At 74.1% G+C, this 19,070-nt stretch carries 17 protein-coding genes; 4 read left to right on the top strand and 13 right to left on the bottom strand.

The window, feature by feature from the left end:
• The first annotated feature begins 133 nt into the window (after positions 1–133).
• A complete protein-coding gene (locus tag IE308_RS11605; protein WP_190217811.1) occupies positions 134–1,195 on the top strand; it encodes a helix-turn-helix domain-containing protein in 1,062 nt (353 codons plus the stop codon).
• 43 nt (positions 1,196–1,238) lie between these two features.
• Here IE308_RS11605 and IE308_RS11600 read toward each other — a convergent pair whose 3' ends face one another.
• The 8 genes from IE308_RS11600 to IE308_RS11565 form a co-directional block, all read right to left on the bottom strand.
• Entirely contained in the window at positions 1,239–1,997 is a 759-nt protein-coding gene (locus tag IE308_RS11600; protein ID WP_190217810.1) for an SDR family NAD(P)-dependent oxidoreductase, read from the bottom strand.
• Between the two features lie 151 nt (positions 1,998–2,148).
• Positions 2,149–3,336: a serine hydrolase domain-containing protein gene (locus IE308_RS11595; RefSeq protein ID WP_190217809.1), complete on the bottom strand. Its 1,188-nt coding sequence runs from the start codon at positions 3,334–3,336 to the stop codon at positions 2,149–2,151.
• A 151-nt stretch (positions 3,337–3,487) separates the two neighbouring features.
• The gene (locus IE308_RS11590) at positions 3,488–4,024 is read right to left on the bottom strand and encodes a hypothetical protein (protein ID WP_190217808.1); all 537 of its coding nucleotides are present in this window, start codon (positions 4,022–4,024) and stop codon (positions 3,488–3,490) included.
• A gap of 129 nt (positions 4,025–4,153) precedes the next feature.
• Positions 4,154–7,120, bottom strand: coding sequence for a helix-turn-helix transcriptional regulator (locus IE308_RS11585; protein WP_190217807.1), 2,967 nt, complete (start codon positions 7,118–7,120; stop codon positions 4,154–4,156).
• Between the two features lie 28 nt (positions 7,121–7,148).
• Positions 7,149–7,508, bottom strand: a complete 360-nt coding sequence (locus IE308_RS11580) for a UBP-type zinc finger domain-containing protein (protein ID WP_190217806.1) — start codon at positions 7,506–7,508, stop codon at positions 7,149–7,151.
• Positions 7,505–8,968: an ATP-binding protein gene (locus IE308_RS11575; protein ID WP_110626273.1), complete on the bottom strand. Its 1,464-nt coding sequence runs from the start codon at positions 8,966–8,968 to the stop codon at positions 7,505–7,507. The genes IE308_RS11580 and IE308_RS11575 overlap by 4 nt, the downstream gene beginning before the upstream one ends.
• Positions 8,965–10,641 carry an NAD(P)/FAD-dependent oxidoreductase gene (locus tag IE308_RS11570; RefSeq protein WP_110626272.1) on the bottom strand — a complete coding sequence of 559 codons (1,677 nt, stop codon included), beginning with the start codon at positions 10,639–10,641 and terminating at the stop codon, positions 8,965–8,967. The genes IE308_RS11575 and IE308_RS11570 overlap by 4 nt, the downstream gene beginning before the upstream one ends.
• Positions 10,642–10,766: 125 nt before the next feature.
• Positions 10,767–11,123: a VOC family protein gene (locus tag IE308_RS11565; protein WP_190217805.1), complete on the bottom strand. Its 357-nt coding sequence runs from the start codon at positions 11,121–11,123 to the stop codon at positions 10,767–10,769.
• Positions 11,124–11,188: 65 nt separating this feature from the next.
• Here IE308_RS11565 and IE308_RS11560 point away from each other — a divergent pair, with 65 nt between their 5' ends.
• Positions 11,189–12,061, top strand: a complete 873-nt coding sequence (locus IE308_RS11560) for a universal stress protein (RefSeq protein WP_190217804.1) — start codon at positions 11,189–11,191, stop codon at positions 12,059–12,061.
• Positions 12,062–12,064: 3 nt separating this feature from the next.
• Here IE308_RS11560 and IE308_RS11555 read toward each other — a convergent pair whose 3' ends face one another.
• From IE308_RS11555 to IE308_RS11540, 4 genes are all read right to left on the bottom strand, one after another.
• Entirely contained in the window at positions 12,065–13,300 is a 1,236-nt protein-coding gene (locus tag IE308_RS11555) for a DUF4032 domain-containing protein (protein WP_190217803.1), read from the bottom strand.
• A gap of 99 nt (positions 13,301–13,399) precedes the next feature.
• A complete protein-coding gene (locus IE308_RS11550; protein ID WP_190217802.1) occupies positions 13,400–14,146 on the bottom strand; it encodes an MBL fold metallo-hydrolase in 747 nt (248 codons plus the stop codon).
• Positions 14,147–14,199: 53 nt separating this feature from the next.
• Entirely contained in the window at positions 14,200–15,411 is a 1,212-nt protein-coding gene (locus IE308_RS11545) for an acyltransferase family protein (RefSeq protein ID WP_190217801.1), read from the bottom strand.
• Between the two features lie 66 nt (positions 15,412–15,477).
• The gene (locus IE308_RS11540; protein WP_190217800.1) at positions 15,478–16,104 is read right to left on the bottom strand and encodes an alpha-ketoglutarate-dependent dioxygenase AlkB family protein; all 627 of its coding nucleotides are present in this window, start codon (positions 16,102–16,104) and stop codon (positions 15,478–15,480) included.
• A 129-nt stretch (positions 16,105–16,233) separates the two neighbouring features.
• Between IE308_RS11540 and IE308_RS11535 the strand changes: the two genes are divergently transcribed.
• Positions 16,234–16,866, top strand: coding sequence for a TetR/AcrR family transcriptional regulator (locus tag IE308_RS11535; RefSeq protein WP_190217799.1), 633 nt, complete (start codon positions 16,234–16,236; stop codon positions 16,864–16,866).
• Positions 16,867–16,879: 13 nt separating this feature from the next.
• Complete coding sequence (locus tag IE308_RS11530) at positions 16,880–18,562, top strand: FAD-binding dehydrogenase (protein ID WP_190217798.1); 1,683 nt, start codon at positions 16,880–16,882, stop codon at positions 18,560–18,562.
• Positions 18,563–18,566: 4 nt separating this feature from the next.
• Here IE308_RS11530 and IE308_RS11525 read toward each other — a convergent pair whose 3' ends face one another.
• Positions 18,567–18,929 carry a DUF488 domain-containing protein gene (locus IE308_RS11525; RefSeq protein WP_110626264.1) on the bottom strand — a complete coding sequence of 121 codons (363 nt, stop codon included), beginning with the start codon at positions 18,927–18,929 and terminating at the stop codon, positions 18,567–18,569.
• Positions 18,930–19,070 lie beyond the last annotated feature (141 nt).

The raw sequence follows: 19,070 nt of genomic DNA, 5'->3' as shown, positions 1-19,070 counted from the left end.
CGCCCGGGTTGCCTCGGGCGGTCCGCGAGGTGCCGAACGCCACGCCGACCAAACGCGTTGCGCGGGCACGGAGTCGGGCCGCAGGATGGTCGGTGCGTGCGCCGGGGGCGCCGGTCCAGGGGGGAGCGCTTTCATGACAGGCTGCGGGACCACCGTCCGCGCCACGGCCGACGGCCCTGGCGGATCCTCCGGCACCGCGTGCGGGCCGGGCGGCCCCAAGGACGCGGTCCCGGTCGGGTCGCTGGAGGACACACGTGTCGCCATCGGCCGCAGCCCCGGCACCACCCTGTTCTCCGTCCTCATCAGCACGGTGGGCGCCAGTCGGCACGGGATGCCGGCCGCCTGGGCCGAGGAGCTGCGGCGCGCCGCGCCACCGGCGGAGGCCCGCCTGCTGGACGCGCTCCTGCGCACCGGCCGGTCCTGGCTGCCCGACAGCCTCGCGCTGAGCGGGACGCTCGGCACGGACGCCGGGCAGGCCGGCGTGGCCGACGAGTTGGACCTGCTGCGCCCCGACACCCTCGCGGAGGAGGCCGTCACCCGCTTCGGGACGGCCGTACCCCGCCCGTGGCAGCTCGTGGTGGACCGGCCGGACGCCGTCGTGGACGCGTACCGGCGGCTCGCGCGGTCCGTGTGGCGGGCCTTCGAGCCGCTGTGGCAGCGCGCGGCTCCGCTCCTCGAACGGGAGGAGGAGCGGATCGGCCGCGCCGTCGTGACCCGTTCGATGGGACCCGTCTTCAACACGCTGGGCTCGGCCGTCCACTACGGCGACGGCCACCTCCGCCTCCCGGACCACTGTCCCCTGCACCGCACGATCCCCGGCCGGCGCCTGGTGCTGGTCCCGCTCGTGTCCGGGCACCGGGCGACGGCCTACAGCGTCGAGGACGAGGACCTGATGTGGATCGGCTACCCGTTACCCGGTCTCGCCCGCCTCACCGAGACGCCCTCGCCCCGCCCCGACGGCACCGGCCGCCTCGCGCTCGTGCTGGGCGCCCCGCGGGCCGCGCTGCTGCTGCACGCCCGCTTCCGGCCGTCGGTGAGCGACGCGGCGAGCAGCATGGGCATCGCCGTCAGCACCGTCACATACCACTGCGACGCCCTCGTCCGCGCCGGCCTGCTGCGCCGCCACCGGCACGGACGTGAGGTCCGCCTCGCCCTGACCGAGGACGGCCGGCGCCTGCTCGACCTGCTGGCCTAGGGACCTTCGCGACGGGCCGCGGGATCCGGGCGGACCGTGCCGCTCACTGCGGCCCCAGGTACAGGCCGCCGTTGACCTCGATGGTCTGCCCGGTGATCCAGCGCGCGTCGTCCGAGGCGAGGAACGCCACGACGTCGCCGATGTCGGCCGGTTCGCCCGGGCGCCCCAGCGCGGTCATGCCGGCGACGCGCCGGGTGGCGTCGGGGTCGCGCAGCCAGTCGTTCATGTCGGTCCCGGTGATGCCGGGGGAGACCGTGTTGACGGTGATGCCGCGCGGCCCCAGCGTCCGGGCGAGCGAGCGGCTGAAGACGTTGAGCGCGCCCTTGGTCATCGCGTACACGATCTCGGGGGTGGCGAACCAGGTGACCCCCGACGAGATGTTGATGATCCGGCCGCCGTCGGGCATCAGCCGCAGCGCGCGCTGCGTGACGAAGAGCGGGGCCCGTACGTTCGTTGCGAACTGCCGCTCGTAGGCGTCCGGGGTCACCGCGTCGATGGTGGCGCCGTAGTCGATGAAGGCGGCGTTGTTCACCAGGATGTCCAGGGGCCGCCCGGCCAGTGCCTCCTCCAGCCCGGCGAACAGGGTGTCCACGTCGCCGTCCACGCCCAGCTCGGCGCGCAGGGCGAACGCCTGTCCGCCCGAACGACGGATCGCCGCGACGGTCTCCTCCGCCGCGTCCTTCCGGCTGCCGTAGTGCACGACGACGTACACCCCCTCGGCGGCGAGCCGCTCCGCGACGGCTCGTCCGATGCCGCGCGAAGCCCCCGTCACCAGGGCTGTCCTTCCGGATGCACCGGTCATGATCGTCCTCTTCCTTCCGCAGCGGAGCCGGCCGCGAGGCGGGGCCGGCGGCGACCCTCGGTCGTGGCGATCCTCGGCGGCCGGGCGGCGGATGGCGAGGCTTTCGAGGATCCTCCAACGGTCGCCCGCGGACGGAGGCTTGCGCGTCGGCTCACCTGACGGGCGCGAGGTCCTCCGCCCGCTCCGGGACCGACGTGCCGCGCGCCCGCTGGGACGCTTGGGTCCCGCAGAACGCGGACTCCAGGGTGCGCAGCATCGTCGTATGGACGCGGGCGTTGTTGGAGGCGGTGGCGACCGCCGTCAGGGTGCGCCCGCCGTCCTGCGAGGTGAACGCGTACGTGTAGTAGCCCTGCACCGCGCCCGTGTGCCCGTACACCGACACCCCGCAGGACAGGTCACGGCGCCGCAGCCCCAGCCCGTACGCCTGGCCGGTCCCGGCCGGCACCCACCGGCGCATCTGCGCCAGCGCCGCGGCCGAGGTCAGGCGGCCGCGCAGCAGTGCCGAGTAGAAGGTGTTCAGGTCCCGGGTGCTGGAGATGACCGCGCCCGCGCTCTGCGCCCAGGACACTGTCTGCCGGGTGGCGTCGACCAGGGCCGCCCCGGCGGCGTCCTGGGTGAGGTAGCCGCGGGTGTGGCGGCCGGGGATCCCGGTGCCGGGGTGCACGTAGAAGGTGTCGGTCAGCTTCAGCGGCGCGATGATCCGGTCCTGGTACTCCCGGGCCACGCCGTGTCCCGTCAGCTTCTCGATGAGCATCCCGGCGACGACGAAGTTGGTGTTGGAGTACGCGTACGCGCCCCCGGGCGCGGTCGTGCGCGGGTGCTTCAGCGAGCGCTGGACCAGCTCGCGATAGGTGAACACCTTGGTGCGGACCGCCTCGAAGCCGGGCACCGTCCGGGCGAACATGTCGTTCGTGTAGTCGTACAGGCCGCTGCGGTGGCTCAGCACGTGCCGGACCGTGATCCGCCGGTCGGGCAGCAGGCCCGGCAGGTAGGTGTCCACCGACGCGTCCAGCCTCAGCCTGGCCTCGTCGGCCAGTTGCAGCAGCACCACCGCCGAGAACGTCTTGGTGATGCTGCCGACCCGGAACCGGTCGGAGGGATCCAGCGCCCGCCCGGACTTCCGGTCGGCCACGCCCACGGTCGCCCGCAGCACCGTCCCGTGGTCGTCGATCCGTGCCATGGCGCCCGGCGCGCCCTGGCTCTGTGCCGAGCGCAGCACGCCGCGCAGCCCCGCGAGATCCGGTGCGGGCTCGTGTGGCGCGGCCTGTGCCGGGACGACGAGCAGGGACAGCAGGGCCGCGCCGAGCGCGGTCCCCCTGCGGAGCGTTGCTGTGACCATCCGACGCTTCTCCGTTCCTGTCGGGTCGTCATATGACCTGCGGTCCTGACGGGTTCCGGCAGTATCTCCGCGTAGGGAGGGAAAAGCGGTGATTTGCCGACCGGTTTCGCCGGCTGCTTTCCGGGCGCGCTCGGAGTCGGTGGCGGTCCGCTCAGAATGCGGGGCACAGCTGGGTGTGGACGGCGTCCACGATCCGCGCGGCCTTGGCCCGTCCGAAGCCCTCAGGATGCCCGGGCGAGGTGAACCGCCGCTCCGCCTCGGCGACCTGACGGTCCGTGTCGCCGGGGAAGGCCTGGATCGTACGGCACTGGGCGCGGCCCCGGTCCACGGCGCCGTCCTCGTCGTCGTGCACGATGTCCGGGTCGATCGCGGTCAGCGCCCGGACGTAGGCGGCCTCGCCGTGGGCGTCGGGGCGGGGCGGCAGCGGGGCCGCCGCCCGGGTGCCGGCGGGCCGGGCGGGCGCTGGGGCGGTCGCGGTGACCGTGGCGCGCGCCGGGCCCGCGGTGCCCGCCGTGTCCGCCGTACCCGCTGCGCCCGGCGGCCGCGCGTCAGCGGGGGAGGAGGCCGCGGCCGGCGGCGGTGCGGCCGCCGTGGGTGACGTGGCCGGCTCGTGCGCGCCGCAGGCGGTCAGCGTGGCGACGGCGAGGGCGCAGGACGCGAGCAGCCCTGCGGTCGGGCGGAGGTTCACGGGTCTCCCGGGAGGTCTCGGGCGGGGCGACGACGGTGGAGATCCGTGAGCGTATGAGGTGCTTGTATACCTGCGAGGCGTTTCACGCCCACCGCACGGGGGCGCACGGGAGTGAAGCCCGCCCGTCCCTCACTCCGAAGCGCCCTGGGGGCGCCCCAGCAGCCCCTCCCGGTAGGCGATCGCGACCGCCTCCGTACGGCTCGCCGCCCCCAGCTTCGCGAGGATGTTCGACACGTGCACGCTCGCCGTCTTGCCGCTGATGAACAGCTCCTCACCGATCTGCCGGTTGCTGCGGCCCAGCGCCAGCAGCCGCAGCACGTCCCGCTCCCGTGCCGTCAGCGGCGACGCCTGCCCGTCGGACGCGCCCGTCTCGGCGAGCCGGCCCCGCCGTACCAGCGCGTCGATCCGCTCCCGCAGCGGCACCGCCCCCAGCAGCACGGCGGTCGCCCGCGCCTCACCGGCCACCTCCGCCGCCTCCGCGCGCCGGTCCGCGACGAGCAACGCCTCCGCCAGCCGCAGCCGGCAGCGCGCCCGCTCGTAGACGTCCCCGAAGCCGAACCCGGCCACCGCCTTCTCCCAGGCCGCCACGTCCGGCCCCGCCACCGCGCGCGTCCACTCCGCCTCGGCCCGCGCCAGCCACGCCTGGCCCTCCGGGCCCTGCGGCGGGCCCGCGTCGCTGTGCCCCGCCGCCTCCCGCGCCAACTCCACCAGCTCCGACGCCGTCTCCCGCCACCGCGCGATTCCGGCGTCGTCACCGGCCCGGCGCAGCTCCTCCGCCCGGTCCGCGACGGCCGCCAGCGCGAGTGCCGCCAGCCGCACGGCCACGTCCGGAGTGCCGCCCACCCCATCCGACAGGGTCGCCACCGTCGACCGCACCCGCTCGACCGCCGCGTCCGCGTCACCGCGCGACGCCGCCGCGTCCGTCAGGACGACGCCCGCCACCAGTGTGCCCAGCCAGTCGAACGGCCCCTCCAGCAGCGCCCGCGCGCGCTCGGCGGCCGACGCGTCCCCCCGCGCCAGCGCCACGTACAAGGCCGGCCCCACCGCGTAGCCGCCCGACGCCGGCAGCACCGCCGCATCGGCCGCCGCCTCCCGCGCACACGCGTCCCACTGGCCCAGCGTGTACAGCACCAGCAGCTGCAGATACCGCATCTCCATCGGATACGGCGACGACAGCAGCCCGGCCCGCCGCGCCCGCTCCAGCCCCTCCGCCACCCACGGCAGACACTCCTGGAGATCGCCCGACTCAAAGCAGCCGACCGCGATCTGGAACAGCGCCCGCATCTCCACCGGCGCGCTCCCCGCCTGCCGGGCCAGCTCCCGCGCCTGGACGAGACGTTCGCGGCCCTCCGGTGTGCGCCGTGAGCCGCCCTCCAGACCCGTGAGCGAGATCAACAGGTCCGCCTGCGCGTCCAGCACGCCCAGCTCCCGCGCCGCGGCCAGCGCCTGCCGGCCCACCCGCGACGCCGTGTCCGTGTCGCCCATCTGACGCGCCGCCATGACATGCGTGGCCGCGGCCCACACCCATGTCCTGGTCGGCGGCTGCGCCGGGATCAGCTCCAGCGCCTCACTGCTGTGCCGGAACGCCGCCTCCAGCGCGTCGACCCCCAGCAGGTTCCCCGCCAGCGTGTACCGCACCCGCGCCGCCAGCTCCGAATCGGCGTCCGCGCCGATCCCGGCCAGCGCCGCCCGCGTCAGCGCCACCGCGCGGTGCCCTTCCCCGGCATGCGCGGCCGCCGCCGACGCCCGCAGCATCAGCGCCACCCGGTCCGAGCCCTCACCCGCCGGCCGCCGCTCGGCGTCCACCGCCGACCACATGTCCAGCGCGGCCTCCAGATGCCGCAGCTCCTCCGCCGGCGCCCCCACCCGCCGCGCGTGCCCCGCCGCCTCCAGCGACGCGGCCAGCGCCTCCGGCAGATCGTGGCTCTCCCGGTAGTGGTACGCCCGCTCCGCCGCGCACTCCGGCCCCCGTCCCCGCTCGCCCAGCACCCGCGCGAACGCCCCGTGCATCCGCGCCCGCTCGCCGGGCAGCAGATCGCCGTAGACCGCCTCCCTGGCGAGCGCGTGCCGGAAGCTGTACGTGTCGCCCTCGCCCGCCACCAGCAGCTGGCGCCCCACGGCCTCCCGCAGCGCGGACTCCAGCTCCTCCTCGGGCAGCCCCATCACCGCCCGCAACAGCTCGTGCTCCACCCGCCGGCCCGCCACCGCCGCCGTACGCACCACCCGCTGCGCCGTCTCCGACACCTGCTCCACGCGGATCAGCAGCACGTCCGCCAGCCCGCTCGGCAGCCCCCCGGACCCGGCGCCGGCCGTCGCGAGCAGCTCCTGCGCGTAGAACGCGTTGCCCTCCGCGCGCTCCACGATCCCGCGCACCGTCGCCTCCGGCAGCGGCCCCTCCTCCAGTGCCCGCACCAGCCGCGACACCTCGGCATCCGGCAGCGGCCGCAGCTCCAGCCGCTCCACCACCGGCAGCCGGACCAGCTCCGCCAGCACCGGACGCAGCGGATGGCGGCGGTGCAGATCGTCCGAGCGGTAGGAGGCCAGCACCGCCAGCCGGTGGGCCGCCGTCGCAGCCGGCCGCTGCAGCACCCCCCTGCTCAGCAGGAACCGCAGCAGATCACGCGACGACTGGTCCGCCCAGTGCAGGTCCTCCACCACCAGCAGCAGCGGCGCCACGTCCGCCACCCCGGCCAACAGTCCCGCCATCCCCTCGAACAGGCGCAGCCGCCCGCCGGAGTCGCGCGCCTCGTCCGAGGCGCCGCCCAGCAGCCGCTCCACCACCGGGTACTCGGCCCGGACCTTCGCGAACCGCTCGTCGGCCGCGATCTGCCCGAGGATCTCCGTGAACGGCAGATACGGCAGCCCGACATCGCCCAGGTCCACGCAGTGCCCGGTCAGCACCGTCATCCCGGCGTCGGCGGCCCGCGCCGTCGCCTCGTCGAGCAGCCGTGTCTTGCCGACACCGGCGTCACCGGACAGCAGCACCGCGCGCGGGTCGCCGGAGCGGGCCCGCGAGAGGGCGGAGGTGAGGTGGCCGAGTTCTTCGGCGCGGCCTATGAGGGGCGGTGTGAGCTGGATCTGTTGCACAAGCACCATCTTGACGGGTCGGTGCCGCCGGCACCGGTCAGCGCAGGGTCTTCGCCCAGTCCGCGGGGACCCGGCCCGCAGGTCCCGGGGCCGGCTGGTCCGCGGGGTGGCTCACCGGGGGAGCCAGGGCTGGGCCGTCCTCGTACAGTTCGTCCGTCGCGTAGTCCCAGTACCAGCTCTCGCCCGGCTCGAAGCTCTGCACCAGGGGGTGCCCGGTGGCCCGGTAGTGGGCCGTGGCGTGCTTCGCGGGGGAGGAGTCGCAGCAGCCGATGTGGCCGCACTGCGCGCAGCGGCGCAGATGGAACCACCAGCCCCCGGCCTCCTCGCACTCCAGGCAGCCGGTGCCGCTCGGCGCTGCCGTGGGGTCGATGCCGTCGGGGCTGTCGGGGGGTGTCATGCCGTCTCCTCTTCGGGTGGGGTCTCGGGCTCGGCGGCGGTGAGGGGCAGCAGCACCCGGAAGCGGGTGTCGCCGGGTTCGGAGTCGACCTCGATGCTGCCGCGGTGCTTGTTCACCACGATCCGCCAGGAGATGTCCAGGCCCAGGCCGGTGCCCTGGCCCACGGGCTTCGTGGTGAAGAACGGGTCGAAGATGCGGTTGCGGATCTCCGGCGCGATGCCCGGGCCGGTGTCGCCGAACTCCACCACCAGGTGGTCGTTGCGGCGTGCGGTGCGGACCGTCAGGGTGCCGTCGCCGCCCGTGTCGTTCATCGCGGCCACCGCGTTGTCGATCAGGTTCGTCCACACCTGGTTCAGCTCCGCCGGGTAGGCGGGGATCCTCGGCAGCGCGCGGTCGTAGTCCTTGACGACCTTGATGGTGGGGCCGATCTTGCCGGAGAGCATCAGCAGGGTGCTGTCGAGGAGTTCGTGGACGTCCGCGACCTGGTAGGGGGCGCGGTCGAGCTGCGAGTACTGCTTGGCCGCGTCGACGAGATGCGAGATGCGGGTGGTGGAGTCCTCGATCTCGTCCATGAGGAGTTCGGTCTCGACCGTGTAGTTCAGCCAGCCGATCGCCGCCGGCAGCATGTCCTCGTCCACCGCCGCGGCCACCTGCTCCAGCCAGTCGACGTCCAGGCCGGCCTGGACGAAGGTGGGCGCGAGCCGCCAGCCCTCGGGGATGTCGTGGTCGTCCATCCAGTCGCTGAGCGCGTCCTCCCGGTCGGAGGCCTCCAGCGGGCTCAGCGCGGGCGCCTTGCCGACGCGTTCGGCGGTGCGCTCCTGGATCTCGATGAGGTCGGCGAGACGCTCACGGTCGTAGGGGCCCGAGGAGATCACCGACAGCTTGTGGCGCATCTTCGCCACGCGTTCGCGCAGGGTGGCCGTGGCGCGGACGGCCGCCGCCGCGGGGTTGTTCAGCTCGTGGGTCAGTCCGGCCGACAGCGTGCCCAGGGCGAGCAGCCGTTCGCGCTGGCCGATGGTCCGCTGGGTGTTCTTCGAGCCGAAGAACAGGCCCTCCAGGAGGTGGACCGCCATCGGGAACCACTCCAGCATGATCGAGGAGAAGGTGTCCGCGGGCAGCACGAAGAAGCGCGTGGGTTCCGTCACGCGCATCGAGTTGTTGTAGACCTGCGGCACCCGGTCGCCCAGGTACGCCTGCATCGCCCCCGAGTACACCCCGCTCTGTGAGGTGCGGATGACCTCCACGTCCTCGCCGCCGACCCGGCGGGACAGCACCACCGTGCCCTCGATCATCACGTAGAAGCAGGTCGCCGGGTCGCCCTCGGCGTACACCGGGCCCGGGTCGAACAGCTCGACCCGGCCCTCGCTGCACAGCCGGCCCAGCTGCTCCGGCGCCAGCTTCTCGAAGAGGAACAGCGAGCCGATCTCGGCCGGGCTGCACGGCATCGGACGGCCGCTCATGACTGCTCCAGATACCGGTGGACGAGCATGACGGCCATGGCACCCTCTCCTACGGCGGACGCGACCCGCTTGGCGGACTCGGCGCGGGCGTCGCCCGCCACGAACACGCCGGGGATGTTCGTCTCCAGGTGGTACGGCGGCCGGTCCAGCTCCCAGTCCGCCGGGGGACGACCCTCGGGGGTCAGGTCGGGGCCGGCCAGGATGAAGCCCCGCTCGTCGCGCAGCACCGTGCCGTCCAGCCAGTCGGTCAGCGGGGCCGCGCCGATGAACACGAACAGCCAGCCCGCGTCGACCAGTTCGGTGCGGCCCGTGTCCACGTCCCGCAGCGTGAGCTGCTCCAGATGGCCCGTGCCGTGCGCCGACTCCACCTCCGTGCGCGGGCGGACGGAGATGTTCGGCGCCTCCTCGATCTGCTGGATCAGATAGTGCGACATCGACGACGACAGGGACTCGCCGCGGACCAGCAGGGTGACCGACTTCGCGCCCCGCGCGAGGTACATCGCCGCCTGGCCCGCCGAGTTGGCGCCGCCGACGATGTACACGTCCTGCCCCTGGCAGGACGCCGCCTCGGTCAGCGCCGAGCCGTAGAACACCCCGCAGCCGGTCAGGTCGTCACAGCCCGCCGCCCCCAGCCGGCGGTACTGCACACCGGTCGCCAGGATCACGCTGTGCGCCGAGACCGCGGAGCCGTCGGAGAAACGGACCGTGCGGGCAGCGCCGTTGACCTCCAGGCCCGTCACCTCGCGCGCGGTGAGGATCTCCGCGCCGAACTTCGCCGCCTGCCGCCGCGCCCGGTCCGTGAGCTGCGCGCCGGACACGCCGTCGGGGAAGCCCAGGTAGTTCTCGATACGGGAACTCTGGCCCGCCTGGCCGCCGGTCGCCGACCGCTCCACCAGGACCGTGCGCAGGCCCTCCGACGCGCCGTAGACCGCCGCGCCCAGTCCGGCCGGACCGCCGCCGATCACCACCAGGTCGTAGAAGTCCGCCGTGGGCGTCGTCGCGAGGCCGACCCGCGCCGCCAGTTCGGGGGCGTCCGGCTCGACCAGCACGGCGCCCTCCGGGGTGACCACCAGCGGCAGCCGCTGCCCGTCCTCGCCGGCCGCCGCGAGCAGCCGCCGCCCCTCGGGCTCCTCGGCGCTGTACCAGCGGTACGGCACCTGGTTGCGGGCCAGGAACTCGCGGACCTCCGACGAGCGCGCCGACCAGCGGTGGCCGACCACCTTGGTGCTCGGCACCGGCTTGAAGTCGCTGTGCCGCCACGCCTGGAGCAGATCGTCCAGGACCGGGTACAGCTTCTCCTCCGGCGGGTCCCACGGCTTGAGCAGATAGTGGTCGAGGTCGACGACGTTGATCGCGTCGATCGCCGCGCTGGTGTCCGCGTACGCGGTCAGCAGCACCCGCCGCGCCCCCGGGTACACGTCCATCGCCTGTTCGAGGAACTCGATGCCGTTCATCTGCGGCATCCGGTAGTCCGCGAGGATCACCGCCACCAGGTCGCCGCGCAGCTTCAGCTCCCGCAGCGCGTCCAGCGCGGACTCGCCCGACTCCGCGCGCACGATCCGGTACGACTCGCCGTACCGCCGGCGAAGATCGCGGGCGACGGCGCGGGAGACCCCCGGGTCGTCGTCCACGGTCAGGATGACGGTCCGCGCTGCGTCGGCGGCCTGTGCCATACGTCTCCCACCCCGAGTGGTCGGCATCGCGGCGCGGTCGCGGGCAGTGCGGCCGGGCCGGCTCGACGCCCATCGTATGTTCGTTCGTCCCGCCGCGCGCGGGCATATGCGCGGGGGTGCTGGGGTCAGGCGCGGCGCGGGGCGAGCACGCAGAACTCGTTGCCCTCGGGGTCCGCAAGGACCACCCACGGCTCCTCGCCGGTCTGCCCGACGTCCGCGTGCCGCGCGCCCAGCGCCAGCAGTCGGTCGACCTCCGCCTGCTGGTCCACCGGGCGGAAGTCGAGGTGGAGGCGGTTCTTGCCCGTCTTGGCGTCCGGCGACCGGCCGAACAGCAGGCCCGGCAGACGGTCGGGTGCCGGGCGGATCTCGAACTCGTCAGGGGACTCGCCGACGACGACCCAGCCCAGCGCCTCGGCCCACCAGCGGCCCAGCGCCACGGGATCCGCCGCGTCGACGATCACTTGCTCCCATTCCAAGGTCATGAACGGCAGCGTAGGGGAGACTGGAGAGGCAGCGAGGGATTTTCCGACGTGAGGGAGGCGGCCGGATGACCGGGCCGATCACGGCAGGGGTCGACGGGACCGACGAGAGCCTGGCCGCACTGGACTGGGCGGCGCGTGAGGCCGTACGGCGCGGGCGGCCGCTGCGGGTGGTGCACGCCTGGGAGTACCAGCCGGACACCGCACCCGAGGTGGCGGGGCGGGACGCGCAGGAGGAGTGGGTGCGCGAGGCCGTCGCGACCGCCGTGCGGGGCGTCACCGAACGCCACCCGGAGCTGGAGGTCTCCGCCGACGTCCTCGAAGGGCCGGCCGTGGAGACGCTGGTGGGCGCGGCGGCCGAGGCCGAGCTGCTGGTGCTCGGCTCGCGCGGGCACGGGCCCGTCGTCGGCTTCCTCCTCGGCTCCGTCGGACAGCAGGTGATCGCCGAGGCCACGCGGCCCGTCGTGCTGGTCCGCGCCGGGGACGAGGCGAGCGCCGAGGCCGCCGGGCGGGAGATCGTCGTCGGCCAGCAGGGCGACGCCGAGGACAGCGCCGCCGCGCTGGGTTTCGCCTTCGAGACGGCCGCGGCCCGTGGCGCCACCGTCCGCGTCGTCCGCGCCTGGACGCTGCCGCCGGTCTTCGCCTACAGCCCCGCCTCGCTGAAGCTGCTCGACGACGCGGGCGGCCTGGAGCCGTACGAACGCAAGGCGCTCACCGACGCCGTCCAGCCCTGGCGGGACCGCTTCCCCGACGTCCCCGTCGTCGAGCACGTCGAGATCGGCAGCGCCGGGCAGGTGCTGCTGTCGGTGGCCGGCCGGGCCCAGCTGATGGTGGTCGGGCGCCGCGCCCGCCGCACGGCCGTCGGGGCCCGCATCGGCTCCGTCGCCCACGGCGTGCTCCACCACGCAGGCTGCCCGGTCGCCGTGGTCCCGCACGCGTGACGGTCACTCCGGGACGGTCGGCTCCAGCGTCTCGCGCGCCTTCGGCAGGATGTTCCTGATGTAGTCCTCGACGGCCGTGTCCAGACCGATGTCGTGCTGTGCGTGCTCCGACAGGTACCAGCGGTGCTCCAGCAGCTCGTGGTAGATCTCCGCCGGGTCCATGGTGCCGCGCAGCTCGACCGGGACGGCCCGCACGGTGGGCCGGAACACGTCCCGCACCCAGCGGTGCGCCAGCACCTCGGGACGGGCGGCGAGGGGGTCGCCCGGCGCGTAGTCCTCCTGGGTCGCCATCCACGACTCCAGGTCGTTCAGCAGCCGCCGGGCCTGGTTCTCCTCGGCGTCCAGGCCCGTCAGCCGCAGCAGCTGCCGCTGGTGGTGGCCGGCGTCCACGACCTTCGGCACGAAGGTCACGGTGTCGCCGTTGGAGGAGTGCTCGATCTGCATCTCCGCCACGTCGAAACCGAGGTCGTTCAGCCGGCGTATCCGGCGCTCTATGTAGTGGTACTTGCCCGCCGGGTAGACCGAGGTGCGGGTCAGCTCCTGCCACAGGGCGGTGTAGCGGGCGCAGATCTCGGTGCCGAACTCGATCGGGTCGACCGACGGGTGCAGCGCCCCGGACGCCTCCAGGTCCAGCAGCTCCCCGCTGATGTTCACGCGGGCCAGGTCGAGGTCGTAGTCGCGCTGGCCGGGGCTGAGCCGCGGGTGCAGGTCGCCGGTCTCGGCGTCGACCAGGTAGGCGGCGTACGCGCCCGCGTCCCGCCGGAACAGGGTGTTCGACAGCGAGCAGTCGCCCCACGCGAACCCGGCGAGGTGCAGCCGCACCAGCAGCACCGCGAGGGCGTCCATCAGCCGGTGCATGGTCGCGGGCCGCATCGTCGTCTCGAACATCGACCGGTACGGCTGCGAGCCGCGCAGATGCCGGGTGACCAGCACCGGCTCCAGCGGGGCGCCGGAGCCGTCGGTGCGGCCGGTGACCACCGCGAGCGGGTCGACGGCCGGGATGCCCAGCCGGTCGAGGTCGCGCAGCAGCTCGTACTCGCGCAGCGCCGGCCGCTCCGCCAGCTCCTTGACGGCGATCACCTCGTCGCCGGCCCGGGCGTAGCGGACCACGTGCCGGGAGATACCGCGGGGGAGCGGCACGAGGTACTCCTCGGGCCACTCCTCCAGCGGCACGTGCCACGGCAGTTCGAGCAGGAGCGCGGGGTGCTCCGGGTTGGTGGCGCTGATCTGCAAAGCCATGGCCGAAGCCTAAGCGGACCGGCGCGTACGCCGACGCCCCGGCCGCCGGCGTCCCGAGCCGTGGACCGACGCGCGGGCCCGCCCTGCGCCGCCCCGGAGCTACGCCGCCCGCTCCCGCGCCTGTTGCGCCGCCGCCCGCACCGGCCCGTGGTGCACCGGCCCGTGGCCGGGCAGCAGCACGTCGGCGTCCAGCTTCTCGATGAGGTCGAGGGAGGCGAGGGCCCGCTCCCGCTCGTGGTGGAACATGTCGGGCAGCAGCTGCGGCCCCTTCGCCCGGGCCGTGGGATGCCCGCTGACCAGGGCGTCCCCGGAGATCAGCACCCCCGCCTCGGGGAGGTGGAAGACGCAGTGGCCCAGGGTGTGCCCGGGCGTGTGCACCGGCACCGGGCGGCCGGGCACGTCGAGCGGGACCGACACCTCGAACGCCTCCGGCGAGGCGACCGGGACGTGCACGGTGCCGCCGGAGCGGATCGCGTGTACGACCCAGGGCAGCACGCCCGGCCGCCAGCCGTTGGCGAGGACGGTGCCGACGGACACCTGGTGCAGGAACTCCCGCCGTGCGTGCGGCACTTCGGCCTTGTGCAGCCGTACCGGCGTGCCGTGCGCGGCCCGCAGGTGCTCGGCGGAGCCCAGGTGGTCGTTGTGGGCGTGGGTGATCAGCACGGCCACGACGGCCTCCGGCGAACTGCCCACCTGCGCCAGGGAGTCCAGCACGAGCTGCCGGTCCCCCGGATACCCGGTGTCCACGAGCGTCGCCGTGTCACCGTCGGTGAGGATCACCCAGTTGGTGTTGCTGCCGTGCACCAGGTAGGTGCCGTCGGCGACTTGGCGTACGTCTGCCCGCATGCTGTCCCCCCGAAGGTGAAGTGGTTCTTGCCCGACGCACAAAGGAAACCAGATCAGCCGGGCGGGGCGGCGGCCCGCATCCCGAACAGGACACGGGTGACCGGCGTACGGCGCACGGCGTACTCGTACAGCAGCAGGACGGCCGCGAGGGAGGCGGCCACGATCGCCGCGTACTTCACCGGGGCGGGCGCGGCCCAGCCCACCACGCCGTAGGCGAACGCGACCAGCACCGGCTGGTGCAGCACGTACAGCGGCAGGGCCGCGGTGACGAGATAGCCACGGACGGCACGCCCGCGCTCCCGCCCCCTCGCCTCGCGCGGCGCGGCCTCCCGCCGCCGCTCCAGCACCCCCAGGATCGCCAGGACCCAGCACCAGCCCGCCGCCCCGAACAGGGCCCGGGTGACCAGCGCGAACGCCGAGCCGTCGGTGAACGGGTCGTCCAGGGACGTGAACCCGGGCGCGGTCGCGGCGAACAGCGCGAGGCCCAGCACCCCGGCCGGCACGGTCAGGCGCCGGGTGGCGGCCCGGGCCCGCTCGTCGTCGGCGAGGGCATGGCCGTAGAGAAAGAACAGCAGGTACGCCCAGCGGTTCCAGCCCGCGAAGCCCTCCTCCATGCCCAGCAGCGCGTCGATCGCGGCGAGGACGAGTGCGGGCAGCAGGAGCAGGGCCGGCCGGCGCCGCAGGGCGGGTGCCGCACGGCCGGCGGCACGGGCGAGGGGGTCCGCGACGGGGGCCAGCATCAGGCAGAAGGCCAGCAGGAGGACCACGAACCACAGATGGCCCGTCTCGAAGTACCGGCCGTCCAGGACGAACGGGAAGTCGGCCGGGTCGGGACGGACGGTGAGGAAGCGCAGCCAGAAGTGCCCGTACGGCTCGTGGTGGCCGGGGCCGGCGGCGCGCTCCCTCAGCCACTGCGGGAGCGGGTTCAGGGCGAGCGTGGCGAACACCAGAGGCACGCCCAGCCGCAGCAGGCGTTCGCGGGCGAAGCCGCCCGGGCCGCGGCGGCGCAGCGAGTGCCGGGCGCCCAGCCCCGCGACGAGGAACAGCATCGGCATCGCCCACACCACGCCGAACCCGGCGAGCACGGTCACGGCACCGCTCGTGTCCCGGTTCTTGACGTAGTAGTCGTCGTCGGGGGAGAAGACCAGCGCGGCGTGGAAGAAGACCAGCCCCAGCACGACGAGCGCGCGCAGGACGTCCAGTTCGCCGCGTCGGGTTCCGGTCGCCGGGGCGCCGGTCGCGGGGTGTGCGGGCTCCGTCGGCATCCGGCCTCCCCCCTGTCCGGCTCAGTGTGGGGGAGAGGGCGCGGGGACGACAGCGTTCCGGCGCGTTCAGCGCACCCCGTGCGGGCGGAACTGGATGCTGATGCGCGGCCCGGTCGCCCGGGTGGTCTTGGGTACGCAGTGCTCCCAGGTCCGCTGGCAGGTGCCGCCCATCACGATCAGGTCCCCGTGGCCGAGCGGCCGGCGGATCGCGCTGCCGCCGCCGGCCGGGCGGAGCAGCAGGTCGCGGGGCGTGCCCACGGAGAGGATGGCGACCATCGTGTTCTCGCGGGCGCCGCGCCCGATCCGGTCGCCGTGCCAGGCCACGCTGTCCCGGCCGTCGCGGTAGTAGCACAGCCCGGCCGTGGTGAAGGGCTCGCCCAGCTCGGCGGCGTAGTGCGCGGTGAGCGCGTCGCGCGCCTCGTCCAGCACCGGGTGGGGCAGCGGGTCGCCGGCGCCGTAGAAGCAGAGCAGGCGGGGGACGTCCACCACCTGGTCGTACATCTTCCGGCGCTCCGCCCGCCACGGCACCTCGGCCGCCAGCTGTTCGAACAGGGCGTCGGCCCCGGTCAGCCAGCCGGGCAGGACGTCGATCCAGGCGCCTGAGCCCAGCTCCGTCCGCTCGACGCCGGCGAGCGAGCCGAGCTCCAGCCGGTCGGTCTGGTCGAACAGCGAAGCCTGGAATTGCGTGCTCATACCACCAGCCTAACCCTGTAATCGAAAATCTGTTCCATCGATCTCCTCGGGCTCCGGTGGTCTTCTCCGGCCCCTTTCGATACACCGGTGTATCGGATACATTCGCGTATCGAACGGAGGGCGATCGGCATGGCAGTGGAGGGGACGGCGGCGCCGCGCGTCACCCGGCGGCGGGTGCGCACGCGGGCCAACCTGCTCGACGCCGCCTTCGCCGTGTTCGCGGCCAAGGGTTTCGGGCGGGTCTCCATCGAGGAGGTCTGCGAGGCCGCCGGCTACAGCCGGGGCGCCTTCTACTCCAACTTCGACAGCCTCGACGAGCTGTTCTTCGCGCTCTACCGGCAGCGCGCCGACCTCATCGCCGAGCAGGTCGCCGGCGCGCTCGCCCAGGACGGACCCGACCTCGACGTCCAGGCGTCCGTGGACCGGGTCACCGAGGTGCTCCTGCTCGACGTGGACTGGCTGCTGGTGAAGACGGACTTCCTGGTCCGCGCCGCCCGCGCCCCCGAGGTCGCGCAGACCCTGCTGGAGCACCGCGAGCGGCTGCGGCAGGTCGTCGCCGACCGGCTCGCGCGGGCCGCAGGGGGCACCGCCCTGCCCGCCGTGCTCGGCGGTGCCGACGGCGCCGCCCGCGCGGTGGTCGCCGCCTACGACGGGGTCACCGTCCAACTGCTGCTGGACAAGGACGTCGAGCACGCGCGTTCCTGGCTGAAGCAGCTGCTCACCGCCCTGCTGACCGACGGCAGCGGCACACGGGAACAGTGAAGGGAACGGTCGCATGGGTCGTACGGACGCCGACGTCATCGTCGTGGGAGCCGGCCTCGCCGGACTGGTCGCCGCGCACGAGCTGACCAGCCGGGGCCGCCGGGTCGCCCTCGTCGACCAGGAGAACGCCGCCAACCTCGGCGGACAGGCCTTCTGGTCCTTCGGCGGGCTCTTCCTCGTCGACTCGCCCGAGCAGCGCCGCCTCGGCATCAAGGACTCCTTCGACCTCGCCTGGAGCGACTGGCAGGGCAGCGCCCGGTTCGACCGCGTCGAGGACGAGGACTCCTGGGCGGTGCGCTGGGCCCGCGCCTACGTCGAGTGGGCGGCCGGCGAGAAGCGGTCCTGGCTCGCCGGGCACGGCATCCAACTGCTGCCCACGGTCGGCTGGGCCGAACGCGGCGACCTGCGCGCCGACGGCCACGGCAACACCGTGCCCCGCTTCCACATCGCCTGGGGCACCGGCACCGGCGTCGTCGAGCCCTTCGTCGAGTACGCCAGGAAGGCGGCGCGCGACGGGCTGCTCACCTTCCACCACCGGCACCGCGTCGACGAACTCGTCATCGAGGGCGGCGCGGCCCGCGGAGTGCGCGGCAAGGTCCTCGCCGCCGACGACTCGCCCCGCGGCGTCGCCTCCAGCCGCGAGGAGACCGGCGACTTCGAACTGACCGCCCAGGCCGTGATCGTCACCAGCGGCGGCATCGGCGCCGACCACGACATCGTCCGCCGCCACTGGCCCGAACGGCTCGGCACCCCGCCCGCCGAGATGGTCACCGGCGTCCCCGCCTACGTCGACGGCCGCATGCTCGACATCAGCGCCGAGGCGGGCGTACGACTGGTCAACCGCGACCGCATGTGGCACTACACCGAGGGCCTGCGGAACTGGAGCCCCATCTGGCCCGGCCACGGCATCCGCATCCTGCCCGGCCCGTCCTCCCTCTGGTTCGACGCGCTCGGCCGCCGCCTGCCCGACCCCTGCCTGCCCGGCTACGACACCCTCGGCACGCTGAAGTACCTGCGCACCACCGAGGACATCGCCGGGTACGACCACTCCTGGTTCGTCCTCACCCGGAAGATCGTCGAGAAGGAGTTCGCGCTCTCCGGCTCCGAGCAGAACCCCGACATCACCGCCAAGGACAAGGGGGCCGTGCTCCGCGACCGGCTGCTCGGCAAGGGCGCGCCCGGACCCGTCGCCGACTTCCTGCGCCACGGCGCCGACTTCGTCGTCGCCGACACGCTGGAGGCGCTGGTGGAGAAGATGAACGGCCTCACCGACAAGCCCCTGCTCGACGCGGCCGCGATACGCCGTCAGATCGAGGCCCGCGACCTGCAGATCACCAACCCGTACAGCAAGGACGCCCAGGTGCAGGGCATCCGCAACGCCCGCCGCTACATCGGCGACCGCCTCGGCCGCGTCGCCACCCCGCACCGCATCCTCGACCCGGCCGCCGGCCCCCTCATCGGCGTCAAGCTGCACATCCTCACCCGCAAGACGCTCGGCGGCATCCAGACCGACCTCGACTCGCGCGCCCTCGGCCTCGACGGAGCCCCGGTCGACGGGCTGTACGCGGCGGGCGAGGTCGCCGGCTTCGGCGGTGGCGGGGTGCACGGCTACAACGCCCTGGAGGGCACCTTCCTCGGCGGCTGCCTCTTCTCCGGGCGCGCGGCGGGCCGGGCAGCGGCGGCGCAGACCGCCTGAGTCCCTACTTCTCCGGCCTGTGCTTCAGCAGGTCGGCCAGCACGGCGGCATGGCTGCGCTCCGGGTCCTTCGACGCCGTCAGGAGCGTGACCGGCCCCGTGCGGGCCGAGCCGCGCAGCCCGTCCAGCAGCCCGGCCGCCTCCTCGCCGGCCAGCTCGGCCTCGTACCGCTCCCGGAACTCCTCGTACGAGCCCTCGCCCGCGTGGTACCAGCGGCGCAGCTCGGTCGACGGCGTCAGCCCCTTCGGCCACTCGTCGACCCGGGCCGCGTCCTTGGCCAGCCCGCGCGGCCACAGCCGGTCCACGAGGACCCGCAGCCCGTCGTCCGGCTCGGGCGGTTCGTAGACGCGGCGCACACGGACGCTCATGGGACGCACCCTTCGACGACTGGCGGACGCCACCGACCCTACGGCCGAACCCGGCGCCACGCTGCGTGACTTGACCTGAACGAGGGGGACTGCACGGCACGCGCCTCCTAATCTGAGGGCCGTCGATCATCCTCCACCCCC

Origin of the sequence: Streptomyces griseosporeus (genome assembly GCF_014656055.1) — a bacterium.
In the GTDB taxonomy this organism is placed as follows: Bacteria; Actinomycetota; Actinomycetes; order Streptomycetales; family Streptomycetaceae; genus Streptomyces; species Streptomyces griseosporeus.
The sequence above is the reverse complement of the archived record's forward strand: the minus strand, read 5'-3'. Positions and strand labels throughout refer to the sequence as shown.